This is a genomic window from Romboutsia sp. Marseille-P6047, from assembly GCF_900604535.1.
In the GTDB taxonomy this organism is placed as follows: domain Bacteria; phylum Bacillota; class Clostridia; order Peptostreptococcales; family Peptostreptococcaceae; genus Romboutsia_E.
In genome coordinates this window covers 153228-165991 of sequence record NZ_UWOT01000004.1, presented here as the reverse complement: position 1 = coordinate 165991, position 12764 = coordinate 153228, and the positions used below count along the sequence as shown (strand labels likewise).

The following is a 12764-nucleotide window of genomic DNA, read 5'->3' as shown; positions in this document are numbered from 1 at the left end:
ATTTAAATTTGGAATTAAATTGTAAATATATTATTGACTTATTATAAATAATAATATATAATTAAGTTATATTAAGGAGAAGTACTCAAGTGGCTAAAGAGGATCCCCTGCTAAGGGATTAGGCTGGGTAAACCGGTGCGAGGGTTCGAATCCCTCCTTCTCCGCCAGTAAAGACTATCGATTTAGATAGTCTTTTTTTTATGCTTAAACAAAAAGATGGGTAATACCCATCTTTTATAATTTTATTCTTACTCGGGGAAAGTAGAATATAGATAAAATTTAGTTACAGTTTCATATAAATAAAAAAGTCAGAAGGAATAGCCTTCTGACTTTCTAAAGATATTTTCAAATATCTATTATTTTTATGAACTTTTTATCTTAGTTAAATAGTATCTGAATAAATATATAAAGTCAACTGAAAATCTATAAATAATATAAATTATATTTATAGATAATAAATAGATTATAATGTATAATATAAAGTATAAAAATTATTACTTATATATATTAATAATTAAATTTGATAATAAATTTGGTAACTCATGAAGGGTTACTATTTAACCATGAAGGGTCTATGGATATTGTTATAAATATCTATAGACTTTTTTATTTGAAAATTAATTTTATATATAAAAATAAAGTATAAAATGAAGGTGGTATATGGATGAAAAAAGAAAATATTGAAAAATTATGGTCTTATTCATCTAAAGGGTACAGTGACATTATAAAAAATGAATTAAATAGTTTTAGACCAAAGGTATGGACAGAGTTAATTGAAAAACAAGTAGATAATAAAGATAAACTAAATATTTTAGATATAGGAACTGGACCTGGATTTTTTTCTATAATATTAAGTAAAAGAAATCATAATGTTATGGGTATTGATTGTACTAAAAATATGATTGATGAAGCTAGAAAAAATGCAGAGTTTGCAAATGTTAATCCTAAATTTATGGTAATGGATAGTCATGAATTAGAATTTGAAGATAATACATTTGATTTAGTATTAAGTAGAAATGTAACTTGGACATTAGTAGACCCTATTAAAGCATATAAAGAATGGATGAGGGTGTTAAAGCCAAATGGAACTTTATTGATATTTGATGCTAATTGGAACTTGCATAAATATGATAAGTCCATACTTAAAGAAGTAGAAGAAAGAGAAATTAAATTTAGAAATAAGTATGGTAAACCTTATGATACTTATGAAGGTCCTAATGAAAATAAGGATATAGGTTTTAAATTACCACTAGAAGATAAAATAAGACCTAGTTGGGATAAGGTAGTTTTAGATGATATTGGATTTTATAATATAAACTATGACTTAGATATTACAAAAAAGGTATGGGATGAAAAAGAGCAATTACTTTATGGAGCTACTCCAATGTTTATGGTAAAAGCAAAAAAATTATAGATAAATTTATATTAATAGAGAATAAATAAAGTCATGAAGATTTTGCAAATAGTATTTTGCATTTGAATTCATGATTTTTTTAGGGGGTATGGATAATTATGGATTTAAGTGAAAGAATTAAGGAATATTGGAATGGAAGAAGCGATGAATTTTGTAACTTGCGTATGTCAGAGTTAAATAGCCCTAAAAGAAATTTATGGCTAAAAGAGATAAAAAATAATTTTAATTATATAGACAATGTAAAGTTAAAAATTTTAGATATAGGAACTGGAACTGGATTCTTTGCAGTTATATTAGCGTCACTAGGACATGATGTAGTTGGAATTGATTTATGTGAGAATATGATAAGTAATGCAGGTAAGACTGCAAAATCGCTTGGCTATAATATTGATTTTAAGGTTATGGATGCACAGAAACTAGATTTTGAAAATGAAACATTTGATATTATAATTTCACGAAATTTAACATGGACATTGCCTGATGTGAAAAAAGCTTATAAAGAATGGCATAGAGTTCTTAAGAAAAATGGTCGATTAATAAACTTTGATGCAGATTATGGAGATGTATCATTTTCAGAGGAAGCTAAAACATTGGACATAAATCATGCTCATTCTAAAATAGATAATAAAATTTTAAAGGAATGTGATGATATAAAAAATCAATTATATATTAGTGGAAAATTAAGACCTAATTGGGATATTGAAGTTTTAGATAATATAGGATTTATTAACTGTGAGACTGATATCACAGTTAGTAATCGTATTTATCATGATGAAGATGAATTCTGTAACCCAACAAAGATGTTCAGTATATGTGCAATAAAATAATATACAAAAACGACATTCAAGTATATTATTCGACAAAAAGAGGTATATATAGGTTGAAATACAGTATTGTAGCCTTTTAAATGCCATAAAGTTGAGCTATTAATGACACAATAATGACATAATCAAATAGTATAATTTATTTTGTAAATAAAGTTGACAACAAAAATTAAGTATAAGTCAAAAAATAAGGTGAGAATATATGAGATTAAAAAAATTAGCAGTCACAGCACTATCTACTATAATGTGTTTATCTATAATTGGCTGTAGTAGTAAAAATAGTGGAAAAGCAGATGCAGGGGAAAAAGATCAAATAGTATATGCAAGTACAAAAGATATAAGGGATATAAATCCACATCTTTATTCTGGTGAAATGGCAGCTCAAAATATGGTATTTGAGTCACTTGTAAAAAATACAGACGATGGTGTTGAACCATGGTTAGCCAAATCATGGGACATATCAGAAGATGGAAAAGAGTATATTTTTTATTTAAGAGATGATGTTACATTTACTGATGGAGAAAAGTTTAATGCAGAAGCCGTAAAAATGAATTTTGATGCAATAATAGAAAATGTAGAGCGTCACAACTGGCTAGACCTAGTAAACGAAATAGAAATAACAGAAGTAGTTGATGAATATACATTTAAATTGACATTAGAACATCCATACTATCCAACACTAGAAGAGCTAGCATTAACTAGACCATTTAGAATGTTATCTCCAAATTGTTTTATAGATGGAAGTACTAAAGATGGAGTTAATGGATATATAGGTACTGGTCCATGGGTACTTTCAGAACATAAGGAAGATCAATATTCAATATTTATAGCAAATGAAAATTACTATGGTGAAAAGCCAAAGGTAAGTTCTATAAAGTGGAATGTTATGACAGACCACCAAACAATATTATTAGCACTTGAAAAAGGTGAAATAGATTTAATATTTGGTTCTGATGGAGATATGATAGACCTTGATACATTTGTAGCTTTAGAAGAGCAAGGTAAATATGAAACACAGATGAGTGAGCCAGTTGCATCAAGAGCCATACTTCTAAATTCTAATAAAGAAATAACTGGAGATGTAAAAGTTAGACAAGCTTTACAATATGCAGTAGATAAAGAAACTATATCTGATGGTGTTTTAAATGGAACTGAAACTGTTGCAGATACTTTAATGGCAAAATCAGTACCTTATTGTGATATTGATTTAGAAGTTCGTTCTTATGATGTAGATAAAGCTAATTCATTATTAGAAGAAGCTGGTTGGATATTAGGTGACGATGGTTATAGATATAAGGATGGTAATAAATGTTCTATGACTATATACTACAATTCAGATAATGCTCAAGAAGGAACTATAAGTGAATACTTACAAAGTGATTTTAAAGCAGTAGGTGTAGAACTTAAGGTAGTAGGTGAAGAAAAACAGTCATTCCTTGATAGACAAAAGTCTGGTGATTTTGACCTTCAATACTCATTATCTTGGGGAACTCCATATGATCCACAATCATATGTTTCATCATTTAGAATACCAGCTCATGGAGATTATCAAGCTCAGCTTGGAATGGACAAGAAAGAATGGTTAGATGAAACTATAACTAACCTTATGATAGAATCTGATGAAGAAACACGTACAGAAATGTATAAAGAGGTATTTACATATTTACATGAACAATCAGTATATATACCACTTACATATTCAAGAACCAAAGCAGTTCATGTACCTAATTTAAAAGGAGTAACATTTAACCCTTCTCAATATGAAATACCATTTGAGAAAATGTATTTTGAGGCTAAGTAAGATTCAAATAAATTTAAATATAAATTTTTATGCTAGGTCAATGAGGCTAAGAATATAATTTGCAATAAAGTTTATATTCTTAGCTTTTTATTTTCTAGTAATGACTAACAAGGGGGAAGTATGAGAGATTTTATTACTAAAAGATTAATTAGTATGATACCTATATTAATAGGTATATCATTTTTATCATTTGTGATAATAAACCTTAGTCCAAGTGATCCAGCAGAAGTTGCTCTTCGTGTTAATGAGATAACAGTTACTGAAGAAGCGGCACAACAAATGCGTGAAGAATTAGGTTTAGATAAACCATTTTTTGAAAGATACACGACTTGGTTAAAAGACTGTTTAAAAGGTGATTTTGGTAATAGTTATGTTAATAAAAAGCCAGTTGCTAAGGAAATAGTGGAGGCCCTACCAGCAACTCTTAAATTAGCAGGTGTATCATTAGCGATAACAATAATAATTAGTGTAATAGCGGGTGTACTTTGTGCCGTTTATGAAGGAAGCATAGGAGATAAAATAACAAGAGGGGTAATATTTTTAGGAACAGCAATGCCTAGTTTTTGGGTAGGACTTCTTTTAATGTGGTTATTTGCAGTTAAGTTAAATTTATTTCCAACAAGTGGGATGGAGACTGCAAATTCTGTAGTTTTACCAGCAATAACTTTATCTCTTGCATATATTTCAACATATGTAAGACTTATAAGAAATAATATGGTAAAAAATAAAAAAGAAAATTATGTACTTTATGCTAGAGTCAGAGGTCTTAAGGAAAGCACAATAATCAAGCATGTATTTAAGAATTCATTACAATCTTCAATTACAGCTTTAGGTATGTCTATACCAAAATTAATAGCAGGAACTGTAGTTGTAGAAAATATATTTGCATGGCCAGGTATAGGAAGACTATGTGTAAATGCTATATATAATAGAGATTATCCAATTATACAAGCTTATATATTAATAATGGCTATTTTATTTGTTGTATGTAACCTATTAGTAGATGTGATATCAGTAATGATTGATCCAAGAATGAGATTGGAGGCATAATATGAAGTTTTGGAATAGATTCAAAAAAGACAAGCTTGGCATACTAAGTATGATAATAATACTCGTTGTTATGGCACTAGGTATATTTTCGCCAGTAGTTGCACCACATGATCCAACTGAGGTGAATATTAAAATAAAACTTATGAGAATGTGTGCAGAGTATCCATTTGGTACAGATCAATTAGGAAGATGCGTATTATCTAGATTATTATATGGAATAAGAACAACTGTATTTTTATCATTAATAGCAATGTTTTTAACTATAGCTATAGGTACTACACTTGGAGTTATAGCAGGATTCTTTAGAGGATGGTTAGATGAAGTAATAATGAGAATTTGTGATATAATGCTTTCTTTCCCAAGCGAAGTTATGATACTTGCTATAGTTGGTATTTTAGGTACAGGAATAGAGAATATAATAATTGCCAATATAATTGCAAAGTGGGCATGGTATACTCGTATGATTAGATCAATAGTTATTCAATATACTGATAAAAATTATATAAGATTTGCAAAAGTATCTGGATGTAGTACTTTCCATATAATTAAAAAACATTTAATACCAGGGGCAATAGGTGAAATAGGTGTTCTTGCAACATTAGATACTGGATGGGTTATATTAAATATTTCAGCATTATCATTTTTAGGGTTAGGTGTACAAGCTCCAACTCCAGAGTGGGGGATGATGTTAAGTGAAGCTAAGAATATAATGACTATATATCCATCTCAAATGCTACCAGCAGGAATTGCAATATTAGTTGTAGTTGCAGCCTTCAACTTCTTAGGTGATAGTTTGCAAGAAGCACTAAATCCTAAAAAGAGTATAAATTAAATGGGGGTAAGAGTATGAGTTTATTAGAAGTAGAAAATTTAAAAGTTTTAGATATAAAAACAAAAGAAGAAATAGTTAAAGGGGTTAGCTTTAAGTTAGAAAAAAATACTTGCTTGGGTATTGTTGGTAAGAGTGGTAGTGGAAAATCTATGACTACTAAAGCTATATTAGGTCTTATTAGCCCAAATTTAAAAACTGAAGGATTAGCTATATTTGATAATAAAATAAATTTACTAAAGTCTAATAGAGAAGAACTTAGAAAAATAAGAGGGCAAAGAATTTGTATGATTCTTCAAGATGCTATGTCAGCTTTTGATCCACTGTATACAATAGGGTATCAGATGATAGAAACTTTGATAGAAAATAAAAATTTATCTAAGTTTGAAGCTGAAGAATTATCTATAAAATCTTTAGAAAAAATGCTTATAAATGAACCTAATGAAGTAATCAAAAAATACCCTCACCAATTATCTGGTGGAATGTTGCAAAGATGTATGATAGCTTTAGCTTTATCTATGAACCCAGATGTAATAATTGCAGATGAACCAACAACTGCTTTAGACTCTATAAATCAACGTGAAGTAGTAGAGGAGTTTAAAATATTAAGAGAAGTAACTGGAACATCTCTTATATTTATATCTCATGATTTAGGAGTTGTTCAGCACTTAGCTCAGGATATACTTGTCATGAGAAAAGGTGAACAAGTTGAGTATGGAAAGGTTAATGATGTATTCTCTAATCCAAAGCATGAGTATACGAAGTATTTGGTAGAAACAAGGTTAGAACTAACAAAATCCTTTGCCAAGTCTATGAATAAGGAGGTAGCAGTTTAATGCTATTAGAAGTTCAGAATGTACATAAGAGTTATTCAAAATTAGGTAAGAGAGAAAAACAACATGTATTAAAGGGGATTAGCTTCTCTATAAAAGATGGTGACTGTGTAGGCCTTATAGGTGAAAGTGGAAGTGGTAAAAGTACATTAAGTCGTTTAGTATTAGGTCTTGAAAATCCTGATAGTGGGATTATAAATATAGAAGGTAAACCTGTAAAAAGGTGGATAAAGGGAAATAAAGGAAAGATGAGTGTAGTTTTTCAGGATTATACTTCTTCAGCAAATCCTAATTTTACAGTGAAAGAAGTTATAAGTGAGCCTCTTAAGGCATTAGGAAAAAAAGATAATCTAGATAAAGTAGTATTAGAATTATTAGATAAAGTTGGATTACCAAATAACTTAGTGGACAGGTATCCACATGAATTAAGTGGAGGGCAATTACAAAGAGTGTGTATTGCAAGAGCTATATCAACAAAACCTAAATTTATGGTTTTAGATGAAGCGATAAGTTCGCTAGATGTATCTATACAAGCTCAGATATTAGACTTATTAAAAGAATTAAAAGATGATTTAAATATGACATACTTATTTATAGCACATGATCTACAAGCTGTTACTAATTTATGTGATAATGTAATGTTTTTATATAGAGGAGAAATAGTAGAAAATATAGACAGCTCAAATCTTGCAAATGCAGAAAATGAATATGCTAAAAAATTACTAGACTCAGTAATACCTTTTACAGTTTAACTATATACTAAGATGGAATATGATTTTTCATATTCTATTTTTTTATGTTTAAGTAAATTAATATAAATTTAATATAACTGGATATAAGAAAATTTTCAACAAAAAGATTGACTCTTGTGTTACAAAAGACTTTATAATGTGTAATAGAAAATAGGAGAGGAGACAATAATATGATAAATGAATTTTTAAAATACGCTATTCCATCCGCATTTTCTATGTTTATATCGGCATTATATACAATTATAGATGGAATATTTGTAGGACAAGGTGTAGGAGATGCAGCACTTGCAGCGGTTAATATAGTTTTACCATTTACAGTAATCTTAGTTGGTATGGCAAATATGATGGCTGTAGGCGGAGGTGCTTTAGTTTCGAAAAATATAGGAGCTAAAGACATTGATAAAGCAGTTAATATATTTAGACAGGTATGTAAATTTCTGTTAATATTAAGTGTATTTATCAGTATAATATGTGTAATTTTTACTAAGCAAATAGTACAATTACTAGGTGCAACAAATAATTTACAAGGACTATCTATAGAATACTTAAGATTCTATGCGTTATTCTCTATACCAAATTTAATAGGTATAGTTTTAAATAGCTTTGTTAGAAATGACAATAAACCTAAATTAGCTATGGTTTCAATAATATCAGGAGCTATAACTAATATAATACTAGATTATGTATTTATATTTAAGTTTGGATTTGGAATAAAAGGTGCAGCAATAGCTACAGGATTAGGTCAAATAGTAACTGTAAGTATATTATTACCTCATTTCATAAGAAAAAAAGGATATCTAAGTTTTGGACAGGTAAAATTAAAAATAGATACTATAAAAGAATTTTTAAAGATAGGATTCCCATCATTTTTTGCACAAGCAAGTTTCTCTGTTATAGTATTACTTCATAATGTGATAATAACTAAAACTATAGGAGAAATAGGTGTTTCTGCATATAGTATAATTAACTATATAGGTACCAATATATACATGGTATTATTTGGTCTAACACTAGGTACGCAGCCACTAATAAGTTATAATTATGGAAGAAAAGACAGTGAAAAGATGATGCAATTTTATAAAATAAATTGTATTTCATCTATCTTATTTACTTGTATAGCTACTATAGTTTGTTATTTATTTGGAAGAAATTTAATACAAATATTTACATTAGATAAGGAAATAATAGAATTAGCGTATATAGGAATAAGAGTAACTGTTTTAAGTTATTTCTTTGTAGGATTAAATTTAAATACAATAGTTTATTATCAAGCTATAGAAATGCCAAAGTATTCAAATTTAATTTGTTTATTTAGATCAGTAATATTCTTACCAATAGGACTTATAATGCTTTCTAAGGTATTTGGTATAAATGGAGTATGGGGTGGAACTTTATTCTCTGAAACTATTACATTTATATCTATAAATTTAATTACTAATATCAAAAGAAATACATCAAAATCTACTGAATATTATAATGTTACAGAAATGGCATAGAAAATAATGGGTGTGAAATAATATATTCACACCCTTTTTGATTAGGAGAGAATAATATGAAAAAATATTTTTCGATAGGAGAAATGTCAAAATTACATAATATATCAATTGAAACACTAAGACATTATGATAGGGTTGGAATACTTAAGCCAGAATATATAAATGAAAAAACAGGATATAGATATTATTCAACACAAAGCTTTATAACAATAGATCTAATTAAAAAATGTAAAGCAATTGGATTATCCTTAGAAGAAATAAAAGAAATAAAGAATGATTATACGTCACTAGACTCAATATTAAATATCATAAAAAATCAAAAACATATTATAGATAAAAAGATAGTAGAATTAAATAATATTAAAAAAAGTATACAGAATCTTGAAAGTAGCATAAGTGAAGCTTTAGACGTTGGGATAAATAAATTTTTTATAAAATATAATAAAGAAAGAAAATTAAAAAAATATACATATACAAGAAGATATACAGAGGAATTTGAAATACAATTAAGAAAATCACTAAGAGAAATAGAAAAAGAATATAATTGCTCAGATGTAAAAATAGCATTTGAGACGTCTTATGATGGAATAGTAAAACAAAATGAATTGATATACACAAAAGCAATGTTAGAATTAGATTATAATGTATTAATTAATGAAGAAGATATAGTAACTCTTAAAGAAGGTAATTATTTGACTTTTTATTTTGATGATAATTTTTATGATAATAAAAAGTATTATTATAATGTAATTGAGTATATAAAAAATAACAATATAGATGTTATTGGGGAATTTTATGAAATATATGAGATGACCAGAGTTAGCAGTAATGGAGAGGTAAAATCATTAGCAAAAATTGAAATACTACTAAAGTAAAATTGTAAATCAATTAGAATTTGTATAAAATTATTTTGAGGGGATGAGCAAATGAGAAATAGTAGAAACAGAGTTTTTAATATGTTAAAGAGGATTCAAAACTTAAAATACAAATTAGTTTTGGACTCGTTAATTGTAGGTGTTTTAGTTGGGCTAACTATTGTGGCTCATAGATTAATTTTAAATAATATTTCACCTATATTTTTAAACTTATATAAAAAGGCTAATGAAAGTTATATATTTATAGGATTAGTTTTTTTATTAATGATAGCATTAGGATATTTAGTTGGTAAATGTGTAAAAAAAGAGCCCATGATAAGTGGAAGTGGTATACCACAAGTAGAAGGTATATTAACTAGAAGATTAAGTATTAATTGGTTTACGACACTATTATATAAGTTTGTTGGGGGACTTATTTGTTTATGTGCAGGGTTATCTGTTGGTAGAGAAGGTCCTTCTGTTCAAATGGGAGCTTGTATTGGAGAAGGAGTATCTAAAAAGTTAAAAAATCTAGATAATGAGGAAAAATATTTAATAACTAGTGGAGCTAGTGCAGGGTTATCAGCAGCATTTAATGCACCAATATCAGGAGTTATGTTTGCATTAGAAGAGACTCATAAAAATTTCTCACCATTAGTTTTATTATCTGCAATGATAGCATCTTTAGGTGCAGATTTTGTATCTAAGCAATTCTTTGGAGTTACACCGTCATTATATTTTGAAAAAGTAAATAATTTGCCGTTAAAGTATTATTGGTCATTAATTATTTTGGGATTAGTAATAGGAGTTAGTGGCGTTATTTTTAATAGAGGAATATTAAAGACTCAAGAAATATTCAAAAAATCTAAATTGAGTACAGAGTTAAAGTGCATAATACCATTTATTATTACGGGAATAGTAGGTATATTATGTCCTATATTACTAGGTGGTGGACATGATTTAATAATGGATTTAAAAAATCAAAATTTCTCATTATCAATATTATTAAGCTTTATAGTAATTAAATTTTTATTTACATTTATATGTTTTGGATCAGGCGTGCCTGGAGGAATATTCTTTCCACTATTAGTTTTAGGTGCATTAGTTGGTAATTTAACAGGAGATTTATTTGTTACCTACTTAGGTATAGAGAATACTTATATTGTTAATTTTATTATTCTCGCAATGGCAGCTCATTTTGCAGCAATAGTAAAGGCTCCTATAACAGCAATAATTCTAATATCAGAGATGACTGGATCATTAGATCATTTATTGGCACTAGCTATTGTAGTCGTTGTATCTCAGTTAACGTCAGATATATTAAATTCCAGTCCAATTTATGAAAGTTTACTAGAAAGAATATTATTAAAGTCACCATACAAGTATGATGTAAATGAAAGTAAAAAGTTATTATTAGAAATGGCAGTACATATGAATAGTGATATAGATGGAAGGAAAATAAAAGATGTATCATGGCCTAAAAATTGCTTAGTAGTTTCGATTTTAAGGGGGAATAAAGAAATAATACCTAGAGGTGATACTGAAATAATAAGTGGAGATTATCTTACAATAATGATGGATGAGAGTATGTACTCTAAAGTAATGGATGAAATAGAGTTAATATCAACTATTAATTAAAAAAAGAGGGCAATTAACCCTCTTTTACTATATCTTTTTCTAAAACATTTAACTTTTTAGCTACAATACCTGTAGTGCTAGCTTGAACTAAAAGTGTAAATATAATCGCCATAAATACTGTAGATGAAATCACATTATACCCAGGTATTTTAGACGATACTACAATACCTGATAATGCTGCAGGTATAACTCCAGTTTCTCTCACCCACATCATAAATATTTTTTCATTCCAGCTCCATTCAACTTTCCTATCAAAAGCTGTACAAATCATTACAACTATTGGTCTAGTTACAAATGTAAAAACTAGTATAACTAAAAATACTTTATTACCATATTTAATTAGGGAATTCAAATCTAAATGAGTACCTAATATTATAAATATACACATTCTAGCGATTTTTGATATATTTTCTCTAAAATGAATTCCTTCCATATAAATTTCATCAGCAATCCAAAATCCAAATACTTTTTTATTTCCAGCAACTAAACCTGATATAAAGACAGACATATATCCACTACCACCAAGTTTTTCTGAAATTTCATAAGCAAATATTACTATTATTATAGAAATTAAAGCCTCATATTTTGCAAATACACCATATTTTTTTTCTGATGTTAGTGCTGTAGCTATTAGTGCAATGATAGTACCTACAACTATTCCAACTACTATCATATAAAATAGTTTAAAAATGATTTGAGATAAATACATTTTTCCAGATGATGTAAGGCCTACAAATACAGTTGAAAATAATATAGCTCCAAATGCATCATTAAATGCAGACTCACTTATTACAGTTTGCTTTAACCTATTTTTAACTGGAAATTGTTTGAATACTGGTATTAAGCTTGCAGGATCAGTAGAAGCTATTATAGAACCTAAAAGCATACTAGTACCAATTGGTAAGTCTAATATAAAATAAGATGGTAATGCTACTATTCCAGCTGTTATAAATACCCCAAGAGATGATAAAAGTAAAACTGTTATTTTAACTTCATTTAAAATTTTTAATTTTACCTCTCTACCACCTTCATAAAGAATAAATGCAGAACCAAATGTTAGTATAAGTTCGTTGGCAACTGGAAAAGCATCTATATTAACTGCATTTAAAAATGTAGGTCCAAATGCAACTCCAAACAAAAGGTATATAACAACATCAGGTATTTTTAATTTTTCTCCTATAAATCCACCAATTACACCTAATACTGTAATTGATGCTATTATGAGAAGTAATTCGTTAGAACTTATTTCTGCAAGATTCATTTCGCCCATAAT

General features: G+C 28.0%; 11 protein-coding genes and 1 tRNA gene. 11 read left to right on the top strand and 1 reads right to left on the bottom strand.

Translation table 11 applies throughout. The features are described 5' to 3' along the window. The first annotated feature begins 75 nt into the window (after nucleotides 1-75). From EIH23_RS05785 to EIH23_RS05735, 11 genes are all read left to right on the top strand, one after another. A tRNA-Ser gene (locus tag EIH23_RS05785) sits at nucleotides 76-167 on the top strand. Nucleotides 168-664: 497 nt separating this feature from the next. Continuing rightward, nucleotides 665-1414, top strand: coding sequence for a class I SAM-dependent methyltransferase (locus tag EIH23_RS05780; protein ID WP_122639278.1), 750 nt, complete (start codon nucleotides 665-667; stop codon nucleotides 1412-1414). 98 nt (nucleotides 1415-1512) lie between these two features. Beyond that, nucleotides 1513-2241 carry a class I SAM-dependent methyltransferase gene (locus EIH23_RS05775; RefSeq protein ID WP_122639277.1) on the top strand — a complete coding sequence of 243 codons (729 nt, stop codon included), beginning with the start codon at nucleotides 1513-1515 and terminating at the stop codon, nucleotides 2239-2241. Between the two features lie 199 nt (nucleotides 2242-2440). Continuing rightward, entirely contained in the window at nucleotides 2441-4039 is a 1599-nt protein-coding gene (gene nikA / locus EIH23_RS05770; protein WP_122639276.1) for a nickel ABC transporter substrate-binding protein, read from the top strand. Nucleotides 4040-4159: 120 nt separating this feature from the next. Next, the gene (gene opp1B, locus EIH23_RS05765; RefSeq protein ID WP_122639275.1) at nucleotides 4160-5089 is read left to right on the top strand and encodes a nickel/cobalt ABC transporter permease; all 930 of its coding nucleotides are present in this window, start codon (nucleotides 4160-4162) and stop codon (nucleotides 5087-5089) included. Between the two features lies 1 nt (nucleotide 5090). After that, the gene (gene opp1C / locus EIH23_RS05760) at nucleotides 5091-5921 is read left to right on the top strand and encodes a nickel/cobalt ABC transporter permease (RefSeq protein ID WP_122639274.1); all 831 of its coding nucleotides are present in this window, start codon (nucleotides 5091-5093) and stop codon (nucleotides 5919-5921) included. 14 nt (nucleotides 5922-5935) lie between these two features. Beyond that, nucleotides 5936-6754 carry an ABC transporter ATP-binding protein gene (locus EIH23_RS05755; protein ID WP_122639273.1) on the top strand — a complete coding sequence of 273 codons (819 nt, stop codon included), beginning with the start codon at nucleotides 5936-5938 and terminating at the stop codon, nucleotides 6752-6754. Next, nucleotides 6754-7503, top strand: a complete 750-nt coding sequence (locus EIH23_RS05750) for an ABC transporter ATP-binding protein (RefSeq protein WP_122639272.1) — start codon at nucleotides 6754-6756, stop codon at nucleotides 7501-7503. Before EIH23_RS05755 ends, EIH23_RS05750 begins: the two co-directional genes overlap by 1 nt. 170 nt (nucleotides 7504-7673) lie before the next feature. After that, complete coding sequence (locus EIH23_RS05745; protein ID WP_122639271.1) at nucleotides 7674-8999, top strand: MATE family efflux transporter; 1326 nt, start codon at nucleotides 7674-7676, stop codon at nucleotides 8997-8999. Between the two features lie 56 nt (nucleotides 9000-9055). After that, entirely contained in the window at nucleotides 9056-9874 is an 819-nt protein-coding gene (locus EIH23_RS05740) for a MerR family transcriptional regulator (protein WP_122639270.1), read from the top strand. Nucleotides 9875-9925: 51 nt separating this feature from the next. Next, nucleotides 9926-11491 carry a ClC family H(+)/Cl(-) exchange transporter gene (locus tag EIH23_RS05735; RefSeq protein WP_122639269.1) on the top strand — a complete coding sequence of 522 codons (1566 nt, stop codon included), beginning with the start codon at nucleotides 9926-9928 and terminating at the stop codon, nucleotides 11489-11491. A gap of 13 nt (nucleotides 11492-11504) precedes the next feature. Here the strand turns inward: EIH23_RS05735 and EIH23_RS05730 are convergent, their stop codons facing one another. Beyond that, on the bottom strand, nucleotides 11505-12761 hold the full coding sequence (locus tag EIH23_RS05730) for a cation:proton antiporter (RefSeq protein WP_122639268.1): 1257 nt from the start codon (nucleotides 12759-12761) through the stop codon (nucleotides 11505-11507). Nucleotides 12762-12764: the final 3 nt, after the last annotated feature.